This is a genomic window from Nocardia vinacea NBRC 16497, from assembly GCF_000308835.1.
Lineage (GTDB): Bacteria > Actinomycetota > Actinomycetes > Mycobacteriales > Mycobacteriaceae > Nocardia > Nocardia vinacea.
Genome location: NZ_BAGN01000410.1, coordinates 35,973 through 54,980, shown reverse-complemented (window position 1 = coordinate 54,980; position 19,008 = coordinate 35,973). Strand labels below are relative to the sequence as shown.

The following is a 19,008-nucleotide window of genomic DNA, read 5'->3' as shown; positions in this document are numbered from 1 at the left end:
GGTAGGCGCGGGCAATTCGGGACGGCAGGCGGTCACCGAGAATACCGGCCACCGCATCCGGGGCCAGATCGAATATGGTCACATCGCTGGTGGGCAACTGGGTGGCCGACTCTATCCGGGTATCGGTCTCGATCTTGCCGCCGAGATCGGTCAGCAGCGCGGCCAGCGCATTGGTGATGGACTGGGATCCGCCCGCCGCCACCGGCCAGCCGTGCCGGTGCCCGGCGGTGAGGATGCCGAGCCCGATGGCCGAGGTCAGCGGGTAGTGCAGCGGCCGAAACGCGTGTGCCGCAACACCTCCGAACAATGCCCTGGCCTCGTCGGTGCGAAACAGCCGCGCCAGCGTCGAACCGGGCAGCACGGTCGGCAGGCCGAACCTGGCCAGTGTCAGCGGATGATGCGGGAGCCGCAGCAGCGGCCGCATGATGTCCTCCGATAGTGCGTCGAACCGCGCCGACGGCGCACCGAACAACAGCCGCCACCGCTCGCCGTCGCGCCCCAGACCCGCCGCGGTCCGCTCCACCGACCGGTAGAGCGTCGCGCCCCGGCCGCTGTCCAGCGGGTGCACACAATCGATTTCCGGTGTGCGCCAAGACAATCCGTAGCGTTCCAGGTCGAGACCGTTGAGGAAGGCGGAGCCGACGGCCATCGGGTGGGTGGCCGAGCACTGGTCGTGCAGCAGGCCGGGCAGCAATGCCTCGCTGGTGCGGGTCCCGCCGCCGATCTCGCTCGCGGCCTCCAGGACGGTGACCGTGAGACCCGCCTTGGCGAGGGCAACGGCGGCGGCAAGGCCGTTGGGCCCGCCGCCGACGACGGTCGCGGTGGTCATGCCAGCGCTCCGTGTCCGTGTTCCTGCTCTTCGCGGGCGGGTGGGGTGGACGACACCAACGACCAGGTGACCTCCAGCGGGATCGGCCCGTTGGGCAGCCACGGCTGCTCCTCGACCGCCTCCGCGACCTTCCAGGTGCCCCGCTCGATAACACCGAGCGCGGCGTCGATCACCTTGTAGCGCTGCACCTTGCTGCCCCAAGCCTGCGACTCCACCCAGACGACCACCAGTTCACCGGGTTCGAAGCCGGCCTCCTGCTGCACCGCCCTGATCAGATCCTCGTCGTGCAGGTGTCCATCACCGAAGTTGAAGCCGATCAGCGAGTTGCAGACGAATTCGGCCTCGCGCACCGTCCGGCTGTCGATATCGGGCAGGTTCTTCAGCAGCACCGAGAACAGACCGCGGCCCTGGCTGTGCATGGTGCGCCAGGCGATGGTCTGCTGCATGGTGATCTCGGCCCACTGCGGTTCGTAACCGAATTCGACGAACTGGTCGACCTGATTCTTCGCGCTGCGGGTCACCCTGTTCAGTTTGCTCTCCGCGCCGGGTGCGAAGGCCCAGACCGCCGAGGCCCAGTTGCCCGCGTACTGACGCATCGAGGGCAGGAAGGAGACCTTATCCGGCCGGAAGTTGCCCAGGATCGGGAAGAACAGCAATCCCACGATGAGCGCGAAGGCCAGCCACGGCGAGGAGATATCGGTGAGTCCGTAGCCGTCCCAGTTCGGGAAGCCGAGGAACAGGAAGACGGTCGCATAGGCGAACAGCACATTCCATTCGAGCGGCACCGCGAGCGGGAAGGTGGAGACGATGAACAGGTGGAAGATCACCATCACCGTCGCCGCGGCCACGGTCAGCCAGATATTGGTGGAGAAGAACAGCACCAGCGGAGCGATCACTTCGATCGTTGTGCCGCCGACGTGCGCCATCAGATCCGCGATCCGAGAGGGGCGCAGGTCGCGCGGGAAGTCACGGTAGTGCGCCCGCTTGAGCCATTTGAACGGCACCGACGGACTGTTGCTGACCATCGGTGGCACCACCTGCGAGAAGTGCTTGCCGAGTTTGGAGACGCCCGCGCCGACCCACACGACCAGGATCAGCAGCTTCAGCGCGATGATCATGTCGACGAACGGCAGCACCGCGAAGAAGAACAGTGCCGGTAGATACTGCTCGCCGCGCGCGCCGAGGAAGATCGTCTTGTCGCGCAGGCCATTGATGATCAGCAGCACGATCGGCGCGATCAGCAGCGCCGGACGCACCAGTCCGGAAGTGTTCTCCGGCACCGCCGCCGACAGCGAATCACTGTGCGCGCCAGGGGCGAGCAGAGCAATGGCGAGGCTGACCAGCAGCGCCGCGTACAGCGCGACATCGAACCAGGTGCGCCGGTCGCCCGCGGTGCCGGGGACCCACTTCCACGGCCGAAACCGAATGGTGCCCGGCCGGGCCCAGAACAGGATGCCGCCGGTCATGGGCTTTACTTTGCCCGCCAGCGGCCCCCATGAACCGGCGATGCCGATGGTCTCCAGCAGCACCGTCCACAACACGAACTTCTGATAGACGATCGGCTGGTCCCACCATTGCGAAACATGCCAGAACGCCGGAAGATCGGAGGTCACCGTGGCGACGACGATGCCGCCGAGCGCGTAGAGGACGAGCAATTTGAGAATGTAGACGGTGTGCACCATCCGCGGTGACCCGAATCCGTGCTCGACCCAGTTGGCCGCGAGGATGCGCATGCGCTCCATCAACGGTTTCCGCAGAAAGGTTTCGGGATCTACCTGTGGCAGATCCGGTTTCGTGAATCCCATTGTCCTGCTCCTATTTCTGACTGATGGTGGATATCAATGGTTTTCGACGGCGAGCCGCCGTAGCTTCGGCTTGTCGAGTTTGCCCACATCGTTCTTGGGAAGGTGCTCGAGAATCGTGATAGCGACGGGCAGTTTGTATTTCGACAATGCGCCGCGAACGTGCTCGTGGATTTTGTCGGTCGCCAAATCGGTGCCCGAGTTCAGCGAGACATAGAGCACCGGCTCCTCGCCGTAGACCTCGTGCGCGCGACCGACGACCGCGGCCTCGGAGATCTCCGGCAGTTGGTAGACCACGGTTTCGATCTCTTTGGGGTAGATGTTCTCGCCGCCGCGGATGATCATGTCCTTGGCACGGTCGACAAGAATCAGATAGCCGTCCTCGTCCAAGCGGCCGATATCGCCGGTATGCAACCAGCCGTCGACCAGGGTCTTCGCGGTGTCCGCCGGACGATTCAAATAGCCGCGCATGACATTCGGCCCGGAGATCAGCACCTCGCCGATCTCGCCGTCGGGCACCGGATTGCCATCCATATCCGCGATCCGAATCGTCTGGCCGGGCAGCGGCAGTCCGACGGTACCGGCTTTGCGCTTGCCGACGAGCGGGTTGACGGTGCTTGCGCAGGCCCCCTCGGACAAGCCGTATCCCTCGATAATCGGGATGACGTAACGGTTTTCGAACTTTGCCAGCAGTTCCACACTGGCCGGGGCCGCGCCGCAGATGGCGAAGCGCACCGAGGAGGTGTCGGGGCGGACCTCGGCGGGCAGATCGCTCAGCATCGTGTAGATCGTCGGCACGGCGGAGAAATATGTCGCCCGACTGTGTTCGATCCGGTCGAAGAAGGTGCGCGGGCTGAACTTGCCCGCCACGGTGGTGCGGCCGCCGACGAGCAGCGGCGAGAGTGTGCTCGCCACGATGCCGTTGACGTGGAACAGCGGCAGGATGAGCAGGCTGTGGTCGGCCGCGGTGAGGGTGAAGGTCTCGATCACCATGCGGCACATGGCATTCAGGTTGGCGTGATCGAGCATCACGCCCTTCGGGCGACCGGTGGTGCCGCTGGTGTAGATGAGCAGCGCCAGTGCGTCGTCGCCGAGCTGGGCCGGAACGAGGGTGATGTCGGGGTCGATCGCGGTGAGCTCGGCGGCCGGGATGACGGCCCGGACCGGAACGTCGAATGCGGGCCGCTCGGTCGCGATCAGCACCTTGGCGCCCGCATCCGCCATCTGATAGGCGGCCTCGGCCGCCGTCAGCGCCGGATTGAGCGGGGTGGCCGCCGCGCCGAGACGCCAGGTGGCGAACAGCGATATGACCAGGGCCGCGGTATTCGGCAGCATGATGGCGACCACGTCGCCCGCCGAAACGCCCGCGGCACGCAGTGCCGTGGCCGCGCGCTGCACTGACTCGAGGAACCCGGCGTTGCTCAAGTCGATGGTGTCGTCGGCGAGGGCGGGTGCGTTCGGATCCGCGGCGGCGCGACGGTCCGGCAATGTCGGGAGGTTCATGAGCGGTCCTGGTGAATGGGCGTGCGGGATGCCGATAACGGTAGAAATCGGGCCACCCCGTGACACCGTCGTACGTCGACGAAGTTCGCCGCCGGTGTTGTCCCCGGAGGACAACACCGGCAATTTCCCGCGCGGCAACCGCCGAGTACTACCGTTGGGGAGTGACGACTTTTCGTCGCGACGGTGATGCCGATATGGGCCGCTATGTCGCGGGAATCGCCGCCCGCATGAACGAGCGGGTGACGGATATCAGCGCGATCCTCCGGCGCGGCCTCGAGGACGATATCCCCGAATTGCGGGGCGACGCCCGCACCGTCGAACTGCTCGGCGCCAGTGTGGAAGGCAATGTCGACACCATCCTGCACGCGCTGCAGCACGACATACCGGTGGCTCGGATCAACGCTCCCACGGCAGCGATCGAATACGCCAGACGCCTTGCCCAGCATGGGGTTCCGGTCAATGCCCTGGTGCGCGCCTATCGAGTCGGCCATCGCCGGATGACCGAGTTGATCTTCGCCGAATTACAGGCCAGCGATATCGCGCCCGCCGAAGGTGTCACGGTCGCGGAGACCATCACCACCACGCTGTTCGAGTACATCGACTGGATCACCCTGCAGGTCGTCGCGGTGTACGAATCCGAGCGCGAGCAGTGGCTGGAGAATCGCAACAGCGCTCGCGCACTGCGCGTACGTGAGCTGCTGGCCGGAGAGAAGCCGGTCGATACCGATGCCGCGACCGAATCCATCCGCTACCCGCTGCTCTGGCATCACTTGGCGCTGATCATCTGGTATCCCGACACCGGCGCGAGTGGTGACGAGCTGAACCGGCTGCAACGTTTCGTCCGTGAGCTGGCCGAGGCGGTCGGCACCGCAGCCGCGCCGCTGGTCGGGGCCGCCGACCGGATGACCGCATGGGCCTGGCTGCCATATCGGTCCGAGCAGTCCGATGCGGTGGCCAAGGTCCGTGATTTCGCGAGCAAGCGGCCGGACGCACCACGGCTGGCGATCGGCATCATGGGCCAGGGGGTGTCCGGCTTCCGCCGGTCCCATCGGGATGCGCTGCGGGCACACTCGGTCGCGCTGGCACGCGGGGACGTGGAACCGAGGATCATCGCGGCGAGCGATCCGGGGCTGTCGGCGGCGGCGCTGCTCGGCGGCGGCGCGGAGGTCGGCGAATGGGTGGGCGAGGTGCTCGGCGAATTGGCCGCCGACAACGAGAACGATGCCCGGCTGCGCGAGACGCTGCGGGTGTTCCTGCGCACCGGATCCAGCTACAAGGCGGCTGCCGCCGAGCTCGATCTACATTTCAACTCGGTGAAATACCGGGTCGGGCGGGCGGTTTCGCGGCGCGGGCGGCCGATCACCGACGACCGGCTGGACGTCGAGCTGGCGCTGCTCATTTGCCACTGGTACGGCGCGGCGGTGCTGGGGCCGACAACGGACTGACCGCGGCGACAAACCCGCGCAGACTTCGTTCCTTCGGGACAAGGCGCGCCCACCCGCACCACGACCGAACCGGCCGGATCAGCGGACTCGAAACCGAGGGCCGCACTGTCGGATTCAGCGGGAAATTCCACGGGTGATCGCCGGCGTCGGGCCGACCGGTATCTGGTGCCTTCTACGGTTCGAACACCAGCAGCGGTTTGCCACCGTGTGCGGGAGCTTCGGCCAAATAGACGGCTTCGCTGAACTTTTCGACGAGAATCGGCCGGCCCTCGGGCACGCGCAGCGCGCCGCTGTCGGCGAGCTGAAGTGTCCGGTCGATCGCTGCGGCCATTCGATCCTTCGGGGTCTCGGTGAACCAGCGGAACAGCCAGAACCCCCGAACGGTCTTGGTTTCGTAGATCAGTGAGCGCGCGAAGATGGGGATGGTGAGTTTGTCGGGATCGGTTTGGCGGTGCGTAGACAACGCACCGTAGACGACCAGCTCACCGTGCGGTGCCAGCACACGCGACACGTCCGCACCCACCTGACCGCCGACACAGTCGATCGCCTTGGACACGCCGTCGTGGCCTGCTATGTCGGCCACCCGTTCGCGCAGGTCCTCATCCTCCGTGCAGATCACCGCGGTGCCCCCCAACGCGAGGATGTCCTCGACAGCTGATCGACGGCGGACCACGTTGAGGGTCTTGAAGCCGACGTGCGCCCCGAGCTGGATGACCGACTGGCCCACGGTTGAACCGGCCGCCGTCTGCAAGAGCCATTCACCCGGTCGAACATCGAGCTCAGCACCGGTCAAGATCACGGCGGTGAGTGGATTGGCGAGAATCTGAGCGGCCGTGGAATTGCTCATGCCAACGGGGACAGGCAAGACCTGCTCGGCATCGGCAACGACATACTCCTGCCACGTGGCCCTGACTCCGACCGTGATGACGCGTTGCCCGACGGTCAGATCGTCTGTGCCGCTGCCGAGTTCGTCGATCACACCGACGGATTCGATTCCGGGTACGGTGGGGAACTCCGGGGTGAATCCGTATCTGCCGCGAATGGTATGTAGATCGCTGGCATGGACAGGCACGGCGGCCACCCGGATCCGGACCTGGCCGGGACCGGGCTCCGGAACCGGGCGGGTCTGCAGGTGCAGAACCTCCGCCGGTTCACCTAGCGTGTCGGCGACGACCGACCGCATCGTTCTCATCTTCCAGACGCTCCTTCGGTCGGATCCAGGTCCCACAGCGGTTCGGCATGCATAGCGTCGGCCCCGCCCTTCGGCGACGAAGAGTCGGATCAGCGGCCCAATTCCAGCTCTACTAGCTCTAATGCTCCCACCACGGCAGGGGTGGCGACTGCCATCCGCAGCGTCTCGGCGCCTTCGGTCGTGGAGATTCGCAGCCCGGCATCCGTCGGCGTCTACGCCTTCATCGGGCCCGTCTTCGACCCGGCCGCAGCCGGTGCGGTGGACAGCCAGCCGGGCAGGGATCGGTTCATCTTCCGCGAGGACGACCGGGGGACCCGGGCGAGACCTCGAGTGTCTACCGGTGTCAGGCCGGTGCGCTCGACAGTTCCCACGCCTGGATCGGGTCGCGGGAGTACCAGTGGCCGGTCCATTCCCGGCTGGCGGCCAGCGCCGCGTAGAACTCGCCGTCGTCGGGCAACTCGGGGGCATAGGCCGCGACGACACCGGGTCGGTCGCTATGGAATCGGCGGGCGCGTTCGACCGCGCGAGCAGCGCACTCGGCGTGGTAAGCGCGTTGGGTGATCAACCATTCATCGGCGCTGCGCCCGTCTTGGTGCCCGGTGTGGTCGAGCGGGTAGTGCATCTGATACTCCGCCCGCGCCAGCTGTTCGCTGGCGTGCTCGAACAACCACGCGATCCACGCCGGAACCTCCGGTTGCGCGGCCAACGCACGGGCAGCGAACCCACTCACTGCCCGGCCTTTCGGATCACGCCGCACCGCCGCGGGCGAATGCAGCGGAGTCGATGCGGTTGCCCACCGATGCCTACCTCCCATAGTCGCTGACTGTAAGTCTCCGCACGGCTGCTGCCGCTGCTTCGCGTGTGCGTATCCGACCCAGCGTGCGCAGAGAACATCCGGCCAAACCGGAATCGTCCTCGGCGACACACTGGTGGCGGTGACCGGCACGCCTCCGTGTGAGCCGAGCCGCCGATGCCGTTGACCACGAGGTTTGTTGCCGAGTCAATGGTAATTGCCGGCGCCGGGCCGTGAGGCGGGATGGTCATACAGCCGTCGAAGAAATCGTGGTCCAGGCGGCCGCCGACAGCGGTAGTGTTAGGGGCAGCGTGCGGTCGTTTCAGACCGAAGCGGCGAGGACAGCGGACACCAATCGCAGCGGTGGACGCAAGGGCATGAGTTGATCCCTGGTCTACCACGTGCGGCCTTTGCTGGTGCCGGTCCGCACGTCGTCCCTATTCCCTTCCAGCCCGACAAACTGGTCCCTGGTATCGGGCCGAGCCCGGACCGGATGCTGCTGGCGCGCCTTTTCTCCTACGCCGACGCGCAAAGGGCTCGGCTGGGAGTGAACTACGAACAAATCCCGGTCAACGCACCGGTCGTGCCCGTGCACACCTACAGCCAGGACGGAGTGATGCGGATCCAGAACCACATCGACCCGGTCTACGCACCCAACTCCAAGGGCGGCCCGCGCGCCGACAGCGAGCACTACAAGCCGGCCAGTTCCGTCGTCCGGATCGACGACCACGGTCCGGATCGCCACGGAGAATCTGGCACGAAACGGAGCATCTGGTGGCGCGATCATTCCGATTGCACCGGCTAGGCATCGGTCACGAACGGCTTGCGCGCATGGGGCACGGCCGCGTTCAGCATCGCCGGGCGGTGTGGGGTCGATTCGATCGGGCGCAGCCGCGGTTACCGCCGCCGCGCAAGCCCGCTTCCGCTACGCCGTCCTCGCCGCGCACCTGCCGGTCGTCGAGGGCATCACCGTGGTTGGCGCGTCGACAATGCGCGAGGTCCTGGACTGCTGCACAGCACCGCCGACCTGCCGCCCCGAGTCGGCGGCGGCTGTGGTTTCGAGGGACATCAATGGACTCTGACCAGGATTTGCCGGTCTGCGGCGGCACGAACCACCGATGTGACGATCTGTCGTCGCTGCTCATGTGTCTGGTTCACTGCGGTGTACCGGGTTTGGTGCAGGTGAATTGCATGACGTCGATGCGGCCACAGCGAGCGTAGTCGGCGCATCCGGTCAGGTACCGGATGTAGGCGTTGTAGGTATCGGGTCCAGCGAGCTCGATGGCGCGGTCGCGGTGCTGGCGCAGGGCATCGGCCCAGTGGTCGAGAGTGGTGGCGTAGTGCGGTCCCATCGACTGCATGCCGGTAATGGTGAATCCGGCGTCTTCGGCGTATGCGGTGACACCTTTGGGGTCGCGTCCGGTCGGGGGCAGTAGCGGGCCGCCGCCGAAGATGGTTTCGGTGAGGAACCGCATGAACGCGTCATCGACGCTGGCGTGCTGAATTCCATGTCCACGTAGTTCGTCGCGGTTGTCGCCGACGATGGTCTGCAGTAGCAGCACTCCATCGGCGGGCATTGTGCGGTAGGCGAATTCGAAGAATTCGCCGTAGCGGTCTCGTTCGAAGTGTTCGAACGCGCCGATACACACGATCCGGTCTGCGCGGCGGTCGAATTCGTCCCAGCCTTTCAGCCGCACCCCACCATACGGGCGCCCTCGGATCACCCGGTCGACCAGCAGATTCCGCACACACCGGTACTGGTTACGGCTGGGAGTCAGCCCGATCACATTCACACCGTAGGTGTCCATGGCGCGCAACATGGTCGAACCCCAGCCACAACCGACATCCAACAAGGTCATCCCCGGCCGCAGATCGCATTGGGCCAGAGCGAGGTCGATCGTCGCCAACTGGGCTCGTTCCAAGGTGCCGTCCGGGTGAGGCCAGAACGCGCAACTATGGGTGAGGGCCGGGTCGAGGAACAGTGCGAAGAACTCATCCAACAGCTCGGCGCGGGATCGGACCTCGGCGAAGGTCGACTCCCCCGATAGGTCGGTGATCTTTCGATAGGCCGTGCTGAGGCTCTGGGGGCTCAAACGTCTTCCTCCTGGTTTTGCTGGGCGAAGCAAATCTCCTTCTGCCCATGACACAGCGGAAGCGATAGACTGACGGTCTCAATCTGAGACGCGTCATCCATTGAGACGGCCGCCACCATGGGTTGAGCAACAAGCACCGAGGTATGAGCAGATGCCGGATCCTCGAGCCGACGTCGCCGTGAGCCTAGAGAAGGCGCGCGAACAATTCCTCACCGTGGGTTCGCTCGATATCCCGCCGGTGCGTGACACCGTGCTCGATTCGTGGTGCCGATCGCGCGCGCTGCAGATCCATCCCGACCGTGTGGAGCTGCCTTATGTGCGGGACCCGAATCTCGACTCCCCGCTGGTGAGCGCCGCTGCGCCGGTGCTGCGGCGGCTCGCGAGCGACCTGGCCGACCAGGCTGTCAGCGTCATCCTGACCTCGTCGGATGGGCTCTTGCTCGAGCGCTACGCCGCCGATGCCACAATCATGCGCACACTCGACGGTGTGCAACTCGCTCCCGGCTACAGCTATGCCGAGGACTTCGTCGGCACCAACGGAATCGGCACCACCCTGGAAACAGCCACCCCCACGTTCATTCGCGGCGGCGAACACTATCTCGGCACCCTCGGCGGGCTCGCGTGTGCAGGCTCGCCTATTCGCCACCCGCTGACGCGCTCGATGCTGGGCGTCATCGATCTCACCTGCTGGGCCAGCAGATCCGATCCCCTGCTGCTCGCCCTCGCCAACAGCGCGAGCAGCCAGATCCAGGACCGGCTCCGCGCGCTCGCCAGCGAAACCGAGACCGCGCTACTGGAGACGTATCTGCGCCAATGCCGCCAGTATCCGCTCGGCGTGCTCGCGATCGGTGGCGACGTGGTGCTGATGAACCACTACCTGCGCCAGGCTCTTGACCCGCACGACCAAGCAGCGTTACTGCAATATTCGACCGACCTGCTTCGTCCCGGGGCCGTCGACACCCTCCTGGCCCCGCTGCCGAGCGGTCAGACCGCGAAAGTGACAGCAGTGGAACGTATTTCGATACGTGGCAGCAGCTTCAGCATGGTCCTGCACGTTCAGCTGCCCATCGACCGCGTCGTGGACCACCCGATCGCACACGGCACGCTCGCATTGCCCGGCATCGCCGGTAGGAGCAGCTCATGGCGGCGCAGCTGCCAGCAGGTCGAACGCTGCTGCCGGGATCGCGAATGGGTGGTCATCGATGGCGAAAAGGGTTCCGGACGAACAAAACTCGCGAAATCTGTCGTCGCGCACGTCAGCCCCGGCAAGATGGCCCGGGTGCTGCGGACGGCCGACTTCGCCGACACCGAGGGACTGCTGGCCGCGCTGCGCACCGAAACCGGCAACAGCAATTTCAACGTTGTCATCGAAGATATCGACCGCCTGCCGACCGAGGCGATCGAGCCGATCGCGGACATACTCCGGACCTGCGCCGGTCGCGGATGGATCGCGGCAACCATGCATTCGGCCACGCCCGGTACGGCTCTCGATTCACTGCTGGCACTGTTCAGCCAGACCGTCGGCGTGCCCGCACTCCGGCACCGCATCGAAGACCTCGAAGAGCTGGTCCCCTTCCTGCTGCGCGAGCTGACCAACGGCGCCGAAGTCCGGCTTGCCCCGGACGCCATGCGCCAGCTCAACAAGCTATCGTGGCCAGGCAACGTCGCCCAACTACGCCGGGTGCTAGCCGAAGCCATTTCACAGCAGCGCTCCGGTCTGATCCACATCGACAACCTGCCACCACAATGCCGTTCGCTGACCCGGCGCAGACTGAGCCGGATCGAGGCACTGGAACGCGACGCGATCGTGCGCAGCCTGCAGGAGAACAGCGGCAACAAGGCCGCAGCCGCCGCGGCACTAGGGATATCGCGGGCGACCATCTACCGCAGGATCAAAGACTTCGGCATCGAGTAAGCACAGTTACCCCGGATCCCGCCGGCACCGACAGACATCAATCAGTTGAACCAGTACCAACACCGCCCGTTGGATCCGGTGACACGCCTGTGCCGTGGGTGCAGGAGAAAGCCCAGGCATCCTAGGCGAAGGGATCCGACCAAACCCGAATTCGAGCGGTGCCGCGAGCTCTCGTCCCGCAACAGCCGTTGATCGCGAAGGGATCGGGCAAGCTAGCGTCAAGCGTTGCTGCCATAGAAATAGTTGCGCCGGAACGCTTCCCAGTCTCCGAGGCCGTCGATGAGCTCGGAGTAGGTGGACAGCTCTGCCACGATGTCAGCATGCCCGTGGTCTGCCAGGTACGCGAGCGTCGGTTGGAAGCCAGCGCCCAGCAGGAACTGGATGTCGAATCCACACGCGGTATCGAAGTCCGAATGCTTGGCGCGCCACATCATGGGCACGTCACTGGGGTCACCGATGAGGTAGAGCAGAAACGCGCACCAGTACAGATTCTCGAAGTACTCCGCGCGCCGATCGTCCATCTCTGACTGGAAGATCGAACGCAGCAGCGCGTGGTGTGCTGTAACGGTCTGCGGATCGATTGCCGCCAACAGGAGTTCCCGCACCGCCGGAGTGTCGAATCGAGCTGCCACGACACGAGGGTAGCGCCGCGACACTATGCCTTCGGTTCCGCTCATCTGTGTGACGGCGCAGCAGAACCGCGGCACCTGGAAAGGTACTCCGGTCCCGCACCCTCACCATGGCGGTTGTTCGGCAGCAACACATTGACCATGCAGAATCCCGTTCCGCGACAGGCGAAATCCGGCAGGCACGCCGGATTCAGGTACTGGTCACCACCAACATAGGTATCCGAATCCCCTCTCGCGCATTGCTCGAGCACACTCCATGGCGATCCTGCCGGCGACAGCTCTATGCACCGGAATGCGCCCCGACACTCACGCCGATTGGCCTCGAATTCGCCCGCAACCACCTCGCACAACACGTACTCGGCCTACCCACACACCAGTAGATATCAACAACACCAGCGCCGAACCCACGACGACGGTGCGGCATACCGGCAGCGCGTCCGCGGGCGCGATTCCGCTGCGCCACAACGGTGCGCACCAACGGGCCGGTAGCGATCACGCGGCCGTGGCGATATTGAGGTCGTTGGGCGATACGGCGGCGTTCCAGACGCCGATGGAGGCTTCGGCTGGGATATTCGACGAGGGCGACGCAGTCCCAATCCGCCTCGCCGATCAGCGTTTCCGAGGCTCGCCGTGCCGGTGCAATCGGCCGTCCTGCTGCTCGACCATCGTCAGGGCACTGTCGCCCGCGGCGTATTCGGTCCGGTCACTGAACTCGATGAGGTTCAGCATTACCACCGGACCTTCCTCGATGCTCGCGGCGAGTCCGCGAACTGTGCACTGTTGGGGCGATGGTCATGAGCGGATCCTACTTTCGGGTTCCACCGATGACGGTCGATGCAGGGGCGAGCAGGGCGGTGAGGGCAGCGCCGACGGCGGCTCGGGCGGCATCCGCGGAGAGGCCTTGATGACGGCGGAATACGTCCCAGGTCTCCCATGAAGCGGCGGCGTAGGCGGCCTCGCGGGCGGGGCGGTCGAGGCGCTCGAGTTCGGGGAGGTTGGCGCGCAGGTGGGCGCGCAGGGCGGCGCGGCTTTCCTGCAAACGCTCGGCAAGGACGGAGGATTCGTGCTCACGCAGCACGGCGGCGCGGCGGGTGCCCGAAATGCGCTCGTACAGTTCGGCTCGCAGCTCGACCAGAGTCTCGATGCGATACCCCGGATCACCGGTCACCGGACGGAGCAGGGGGAACCAGTGTCGCTCCATTTGCGTCTGGGCGGCGTCGGCATACATCGACTCGAGATCGGTGAAGTGATGGAACACCGATCTGGTCGCAACCCCGGCTCGCTCGGCCACGGCCCGTGCGGTCGGTTGCAGATCTCCTTCTTCCGTGAGCGCCAGCACGGCATCGAGCACCGCCTGACGGTTCCTTGCCGCCCGAGCGGTACGTCCATCCATCGCGATCAGCCTAACAAGCCGGAGCAGAAGTTGCACTCATGATGCAAGAACATTTAGTGTCAGAACCATGCACGTCCTGCGCACGCCTGAGGAACGGTTCTCGGCCCTGCCCGACTTTCCGTTCCCGCCGCACTATGTCGAGGTTGCGGCCGGCGACGACGGCGACACCCGCCTGCGGGTGCACTACCTCGACGAAGGGCCGCGAGATGGCGAAGTCGTCGTGCTGCTGCACGGCGAGCCGTCCTGGAGTTTCCTGTACCGCAGCATGATTCCGGTGCTCGTCGCGGCGGGCCGGCGGTGTGTCGCGCCGGATCTGATCGGCTTCGGCCGCAGCGACAAGCCCGCCGACCGAGCCGACTACACGTATGCCCGCCACGTCGAATGGCTGCGAGAAGCGCTGTTCGACCACCTGGATCTCGCGTCCATCACGCTGGTCTGCCAGGACTGGGGCGGTTTGATCGGGATGCGACTCGTCGCCGAACATCCCGATCGCTTCGCGCGGGTGGTAACGGCCAACACCGGACTTCCCGACGGAACGGCAACGCTGAGCGACGCTTTTCTCGCCTGGCAGCGGTTCTCACAGGAGACGCCGCAGTTCCCGGTCGGGGCCATTATCGAAAATGGTTGCCGGGCAAAGCTTTCCCCCGAGGCAATGGCGGCCTACGACGCCCCGTTTCCCGATGAGAGTTACAAGGCCGGTGCCCGAGCCTTCCCCCTCTTGGTCCCGACCCGGCCCGATGACCCGGCCGCCGCGGCGAACCGCCGGGCCTGGGACCAGCTGGCCCGCTTCCACAAACCTCTTCTCACCGCCTTCTCCGATGGCGACCCGATCACAGCCGGCGGCGAGAAGATCTTCCAGCGCAAGATTCCCGGGGCGTCGGGTCAACCGCACACGGTGATCGAGGGCGCGGGACATTTTCTGCAGGAGGACAACGGTCCTCGGCTCGCGTCGGTGGTGAACCACTTCATGGACGCTTCTTCTCAGCACCCGACCGAAAGGCGGTAGGACACAGTGTCGATCAGCAGGCGTGGGTTCTTCGGTAGCGGAGCGGCGGCGACCGCCGCCATGGCGACCGCCGCCATGACCACCGGGAGCCCGAGCGCATCCGCCCAGCCGCGCATGGACATTCACCCCGACAAGCCGAATATTCTCGTTGTCATCGTCGACGAGATGCGGGCCCCCATGTGGTTCCCGGACCAGCCCGTGCTCGACACCATCCTGCCGAACATCGCCGGATTGCGGTCCAAGTCGGTCTCGTTCGAACAGCACTACACCGCCGCCAACGACTGCACGCCCTCCCGCGGCGCGATGGTGACCGGCCTGTACTCACACCAGACCGGCTGTCTGTCGACTTCGACCTCGCAGCTGTCGCCGAGCTTTCCGACCTGGGGCTCGATGCTGCGCGAACAGGGCTACCGCACCTCGTGGTGGGGCAAATGGCATTTGGGCCACGAAGCCGACACGACGCCGGGCGGGTTGGAGCGTCACGGCTTCGACGGCGGCACCTACCCGTCGCCCAACGGCGCGCCAGAGCAGGGCCTGCAGATGGACGGCCGGATCGTCGACCAGTTCGTCGACTGGTTCAATACCGATGCGGGCCAAAGCCCCTGGTGTACGACGGTGTCGCTGGTCAACCCGCACGATGTCCAGTGGTGGCCGCGCTGGACCCGGCGCACCTCGGCGTTCAACAACATTCCGCGCTGGATCGACACCCTGCCCGCCAATCACGAGACCCTCGAACAACTCTCGCGCAAGCCTCGGCTGCAACTGGCCTTGGTGCAGGTGTCGGCGGCGACCTTCGGCGTCGCGCCGTACGGCACCCCCGACGCCGACCAGGAGTGGATCGAGCTGCTCAATCTCTACCTGTGGTTCCAGCAGCAGGTGGACATCCAGATCGGCCGGGTACTGACGGAACTGGCGACCCGTCCGGAGGTGGCGGCCAATACCGTGGTGGTGTTCACCTCCGATCATGGTGACTACGCCGGCTCCCACGGCCTGCACGGCAAGGGCGGCGGGGCATACGACGAGGCCATCCGGGTGCCGCTGTTCGTCTACGACCCGCGCGGCGACCTGACTCCGGCAGCCGGCACCCGCACCCAGCTGACCTCCAGCATCGACCTCGCCCCTCTGCTCCTGACCATCGGCGCGGGCGGCAACGGCTGGCGCGGCGACGACCGCTACGCCCATCTTGCGAGCAGACACGACATCGCCGCGGTCTGCCGCGACCCGGGCGCGCCGGGGCGCCCCTGGATCGTGCACACCACCGACGAACACTCCATCGAGGAAGCCGCAGTGCGGTTCGACCACAACGCACCCGGCCATGTGGTGGCCGTCCGGACCGCCGACGCGAAGTTCGTCCGCTACTCGCACTGGGTGCAGGGCTCCGCGGAGATCGACCCGTCGCTCGAGGAGGAGTACGAGCTATACGACTACTCGACCCACGACGGTGAACTCGAACTGGACAACACCGCCGCGGCGGGCGGGAGCCTGCGCGATGCGATGAGCCGGCTGCACGACCGAGCCGTCAGCGAAGAACTGCACCGACCGCTGCCCGACTACCTGCAGCAGGCACAGCAAGAGGGCTGGAACGACTACAACACCCAGATCGCCAAGCCGTTCGGCGAACAGCTCAGCGACTTCCTCCGCGACGGCCTCGGCGCGAAGTAGCCGCGGCCCGCGCGGCACCGGTGCTGCCGGATTCACGAGCGACGCGGGTTCGCCCGGACAGTCTCACAGCTGCACCCTTGCGCCTTGAGGATTCGGGGTAGCCGATTCCTTTTGGCGGCGGCCGGGGTCTACATGGTTGGAGAAGCGGACCGCTGAACGGGCCGGTCTCGATCATGCACGCCGAGATAGGAAAGTTGAGTGCCATGAATATTCCCGCGACTATGCGAGCTCTGCAGCAGACCTCGTTCAACGGTCCGCAGGACATGCGCCTGATCACCGACGCGCCGGTGCCGGTCCCCGGCCGGGGTGAGGTCCTGATCCGGGTCGCCGCCGCCGGGGTCAACTTCGCCGACATCTCGAAGGCCTACGGAACGTTCCTGGGCGGCCCGCGACCGCCGTACCTGGCGGGTTTCGAGGCCGCCGGCGAGATCGTCGCAGTGGGCGACGCGGTGACCGGCCCGCAACCGGGCGCCCGTGTCGTCGGCGTCGGAGACGGCGCTTTCGCCGAGTACATGGTGCTGCCCGCGACCGCAGCGGTGCCGGTGTCCCCCGGCTGGACGGAGCAGCAGGCGCTGGGTCTGGTCGTGAACTGGCCCACCGCGTTGGCCGCACTCAGGCCGCTGGGCGGCATCGCCGCAGGGCAGACCGTGCTGATCCATGCCGCGGCGGGCGCGACCGGCCAGGCTGCGGTCAGGATGGCCAAGCACTACGGTGCGACGGTCATCGCCACCGCTTCGCCGGGCAAGCACGAGACAGTGCTGGCACTGGGCGCCGACCATGTCCTGGACTCTCTCAGCGGCGACCTCGCCGCCGAGGTGCTGAGGCTGACCGGCGGCACAGGTGTTGATTTGGTGCTGGAATCGGCGGGCGGGGCGACCTTCGGCGCCAGTCTGGCCGCGGCCAAGCGGGTCACCGGCCGAGTCGTCGTCTACGGTGTGGCAGGCGGCGAAGCCGCGATCACCAACTGGGAGCTGGTGTACAAGCACCAGGTCCACATCATCGGCCTCAACATCGGCGTGCTGATCCAGGCCGCGCCGCAGATCTTCGGTGCGCTCATGGGTGAGCTGTCCGCGCTCACTGCCGTCGGCGTACTCACTCCCAGCCGGCCCGCCGCCTACGACTTGGCCGACGGCCCGAAAGCGCTCGCGGAACTGGAAGCCAGGGCCAGCGTCGGCAAACTGGCCCTGCTGCCCTGAGAAACCCGAGCACACCACGATTCGCGTCATGATCGTCCAACTCGACGATCAATGATCACCCCGCGCGCTGTCGGCGGTGATCGCCGCGGCCTCCCCCGCACGTCACGGGCGGTCGCCTCCGCCCGGATATCCGCTGACCTGGGATTCGATTCCTTTACCGCGGCGTGGCGGTCGTAATGGGAGACGGTCCCGGCCAGCGGAACCGGTCCGAGAAGGGGCAGCACATGACGAGCAAGCATCCGGTAGTAGTCCAGCTGTGTACCGGCGGTTGACGATTCCGGCGGCGGACCCGCGCTGGAAAGCCCGACTCGCCGACCGGCATAGGCTCGCAGCATGACCTCGCACGCGCGGCCGGCACCGAACCGAGACCGGTTCGCCGCCGAGACCGAGCGATTCCGCCGGGAGCTGTTGGCGCACTGTTACCGCATGGTCGGCTCGGCCCACGACGCGGAGGACCTGGTACAGGAAACATATCTGCGGGCATGGCGTTCCTACGCCGACTTCGAGGGCCGCGCGTCGATTCGATCCTGGCTCTACAAGATCGCCACCAATGTCTGCCTGACGGCGTTGCAGCCGCGCCGGATCCGGGTACTGCCCTCGGGACTGACAGGGGCTTACGACGGACCCGATCGCCCGCCGAATCACGTTGCGCCGGGCGAGGTCTCGTGGCTGGAACCGTTGCCGGACGGGTGGATCGCCCCGACCGCCGACGATCCCGCCGCAGCGGTGATCGCGCGCGAGTCGCTACGGCTGGCACTCATCGCAAGCCTGCAGCACCTGCCCGCCCGCCAGCGCGCGATCCTCATCCTGCGCGAAGTGCTGGCGTTCTCCGCGCCCGAAACCGCGCAGATCCTCGACACCACCACAGCGGCGGTCAAAAGCGGTCTGCAGCGCGCCCGCGCCCGGCTGGACGAACTGGAACCCGAACCCGAAGAACTGCTCGAACCAACCGACCAGCGGGCACGCGCGCTACTCGACGGCTACATCGCAGCCTTCGAGCGCTCCGACCCCGGCCTGCTGGAACAGGTCTTGCGCACGGACGCCACGCTGGAAGCGACACCATTCCGCGACTGGCAGGCGGGCCGGGCCATGTGCATCCACATGCTCGACACATACGTGCTGGGCACGCCGGGCGAATGGCGGATGATCCCCACCACCGCCAACGGCCAACCCGCCGCCGTCGTGTACCACCGAGACGCAGACAGCGAGCTCCGGGCTGACGGCACCGTGGTGCTGGCGGCCACCGCCGCCGGTATCTCCCGTGTGATCAAGTTCCACGATCCCGCACTGGCCGCGACGTTCGGATGCCCGGACGTGCTCGCGGACCAACCCTGACTCGGCGGCGTCATCGCGACCAGCGCGGGGACCATCATGAACTCCGTGGCTGAAACCGGTTGGTGCGCTCGAATTCATCGACGGCACAGCGCATTCGCCCGCGCCATCGGATCATGAGGAGTTGTGGACGAGAGCCTGGCTCGTCCTGTGGTCGGACGTCGGGTTCGACGAACCACCCCGGCGGTGCGGCTCCGGTGCTATCACGGAGGAGACGG

At 66.2% G+C, this 19,008-nt stretch carries 16 protein-coding genes and 1 pseudogene; 8 read left to right on the top strand and 9 right to left on the bottom strand.

What is annotated here, in order from left to right; genetic code table 11:
• From ON44_RS39665 to ON44_RS39655, 3 genes are all read right to left on the bottom strand, one after another.
• On the bottom strand, positions 1–829 hold an 829-nt coding region (locus tag ON44_RS39665; RefSeq protein ID WP_040699952.1), incomplete at its 3' end, for a phytoene desaturase family protein.
• Positions 826–2,634 carry a DUF3556 domain-containing protein gene (locus ON44_RS39660; protein ID WP_040699950.1) on the bottom strand — a complete coding sequence of 603 codons (1,809 nt, stop codon included), beginning with the start codon at positions 2,632–2,634 and terminating at the stop codon, positions 826–828. The genes ON44_RS39660 and ON44_RS39665, both read right to left, overlap by 4 nt.
• Positions 2,635–2,667: 33 nt before the next feature.
• Positions 2,668–4,134 carry a class I adenylate-forming enzyme family protein gene (locus ON44_RS39655; RefSeq protein ID WP_040699949.1) on the bottom strand — a complete coding sequence of 489 codons (1,467 nt, stop codon included), beginning with the start codon at positions 4,132–4,134 and terminating at the stop codon, positions 2,668–2,670.
• A gap of 161 nt (positions 4,135–4,295) precedes the next feature.
• Here ON44_RS39655 and ON44_RS39650 point away from each other — a divergent pair, with 161 nt between their 5' ends.
• A complete protein-coding gene (locus tag ON44_RS39650; protein WP_306306537.1) occupies positions 4,296–5,579 on the top strand; it encodes a PucR family transcriptional regulator in 1,284 nt (427 codons plus the stop codon).
• A gap of 172 nt (positions 5,580–5,751) precedes the next feature.
• Here ON44_RS39650 and ON44_RS39645 read toward each other — a convergent pair whose 3' ends face one another.
• The gene (locus ON44_RS39645) at positions 5,752–6,771 is read right to left on the bottom strand and encodes a zinc-dependent alcohol dehydrogenase family protein (protein WP_051183058.1); all 1,020 of its coding nucleotides are present in this window, start codon (positions 6,769–6,771) and stop codon (positions 5,752–5,754) included.
• A gap of 343 nt (positions 6,772–7,114) precedes the next feature.
• A complete protein-coding gene (locus ON44_RS39640) occupies positions 7,115–7,501 on the bottom strand; it encodes a hypothetical protein (RefSeq protein WP_157187548.1) in 387 nt (128 codons plus the stop codon).
• 514 nt (positions 7,502–8,015) lie between these two features.
• Between ON44_RS39640 and ON44_RS53140 the strand changes: the two are divergent.
• A pseudogene (locus ON44_RS53140) lies at positions 8,016–8,243 on the top strand (catalase); the annotation flags it as partial.
• 187 nt (positions 8,244–8,430) lie between these two features.
• On the top strand, positions 8,431–8,646 hold the full coding sequence (locus ON44_RS39630; RefSeq protein WP_040699938.1) for a hypothetical protein: 216 nt from the start codon (positions 8,431–8,433) through the stop codon (positions 8,644–8,646).
• Positions 8,647–8,718: 72 nt separating this feature from the next.
• On the opposite strand, the gene ON44_RS39625 is transcribed toward ON44_RS39630, so the two are convergent.
• Positions 8,719–9,621: a class I SAM-dependent methyltransferase gene (locus ON44_RS39625; protein WP_040699968.1), complete on the bottom strand. Its 903-nt coding sequence runs from the start codon at positions 9,619–9,621 to the stop codon at positions 8,719–8,721.
• Positions 9,622–9,808: 187 nt separating this feature from the next.
• On the opposite strand from ON44_RS39625, the gene ON44_RS39620 reads away from it, so the two are divergent.
• Positions 9,809–11,572 carry a sigma-54-dependent Fis family transcriptional regulator gene (locus ON44_RS39620; RefSeq protein ID WP_040699937.1) on the top strand — a complete coding sequence of 588 codons (1,764 nt, stop codon included), beginning with the start codon at positions 9,809–9,811 and terminating at the stop codon, positions 11,570–11,572.
• Between the two features lie 218 nt (positions 11,573–11,790).
• Here the strand turns inward: ON44_RS39620 and ON44_RS39615 are convergent, their stop codons facing one another.
• From ON44_RS39615 to ON44_RS49695, 3 genes are all read right to left on the bottom strand, one after another.
• Positions 11,791–12,204, bottom strand: coding sequence for a hypothetical protein (locus ON44_RS39615; protein ID WP_040699936.1), 414 nt, complete (start codon positions 12,202–12,204; stop codon positions 11,791–11,793).
• 606 nt (positions 12,205–12,810) lie between these two features.
• Positions 12,811–12,936 carry a hypothetical protein gene (locus tag ON44_RS53610; RefSeq protein ID WP_281005622.1) on the bottom strand — a complete coding sequence of 42 codons (126 nt, stop codon included), beginning with the start codon at positions 12,934–12,936 and terminating at the stop codon, positions 12,811–12,813.
• Positions 12,937–13,006: 70 nt separating this feature from the next.
• Entirely contained in the window at positions 13,007–13,594 is a 588-nt protein-coding gene (locus ON44_RS49695; protein WP_157187547.1) for a TetR/AcrR family transcriptional regulator, read from the bottom strand.
• A 67-nt stretch (positions 13,595–13,661) separates the two neighbouring features.
• On the opposite strand from ON44_RS49695, the gene ON44_RS39605 reads away from it, so the two are divergent.
• From ON44_RS39605 to ON44_RS39590, 4 genes are all read left to right on the top strand, one after another.
• Positions 13,662–14,600 carry a haloalkane dehalogenase gene (locus tag ON44_RS39605; protein WP_040699935.1) on the top strand — a complete coding sequence of 313 codons (939 nt, stop codon included), beginning with the start codon at positions 13,662–13,664 and terminating at the stop codon, positions 14,598–14,600.
• Between the two features lie 60 nt (positions 14,601–14,660).
• Positions 14,661–16,262: a sulfatase-like hydrolase/transferase gene (locus ON44_RS39600; protein ID WP_085998712.1), complete on the top strand. Its 1,602-nt coding sequence runs from the start codon at positions 14,661–14,663 to the stop codon at positions 16,260–16,262.
• Between the two features lie 203 nt (positions 16,263–16,465).
• A complete protein-coding gene (locus ON44_RS39595; RefSeq protein ID WP_040699932.1) occupies positions 16,466–17,458 on the top strand; it encodes a zinc-binding dehydrogenase in 993 nt (330 codons plus the stop codon).
• A 333-nt stretch (positions 17,459–17,791) separates the two neighbouring features.
• On the top strand, positions 17,792–18,793 hold the full coding sequence (locus tag ON44_RS39590; protein ID WP_040699931.1) for an RNA polymerase subunit sigma-70: 1,002 nt from the start codon (positions 17,792–17,794) through the stop codon (positions 18,791–18,793).
• Positions 18,794–19,008 lie beyond the last annotated feature (215 nt).

Coding starts and splice junctions, on each gene's coding strand:
- ON44_RS49695 (WP_157187547.1), bottom strand. CDS start 13,594: ATGGATGGACGTACCGCTCGGGCGGCAAGGAACCGTCAGGCGGTGCTC.
- ON44_RS39590 (WP_040699931.1), top strand. CDS start 17,792: ATGACCTCGCACGCGCGGCCGGCACCGAACCGAGACCGGTTCGCCGCC.
- ON44_RS39600 (WP_085998712.1), top strand. CDS start 14,661: ATGGCGACCGCCGCCATGACCACCGGGAGCCCGAGCGCATCCGCCCAG.
- ON44_RS39655 (WP_040699949.1), bottom strand. CDS start 4,134: ATGAACCTCCCGACATTGCCGGACCGTCGCGCCGCCGCGGATCCGAAC.
- ON44_RS39605 (WP_040699935.1), top strand. CDS start 13,662: ATGCACGTCCTGCGCACGCCTGAGGAACGGTTCTCGGCCCTGCCCGAC.
- ON44_RS39645 (WP_051183058.1), bottom strand. CDS start 6,771: ATGAGAACGATGCGGTCGGTCGTCGCCGACACGCTAGGTGAACCGGCG.
- ON44_RS39595 (WP_040699932.1), top strand. CDS start 16,466: ATGAATATTCCCGCGACTATGCGAGCTCTGCAGCAGACCTCGTTCAAC.
- ON44_RS39620 (WP_040699937.1), top strand. CDS start 9,809: ATGCCGGATCCTCGAGCCGACGTCGCCGTGAGCCTAGAGAAGGCGCGC.
- ON44_RS39660 (WP_040699950.1), bottom strand. CDS start 2,634: ATGGGATTCACGAAACCGGATCTGCCACAGGTAGATCCCGAAACCTTT.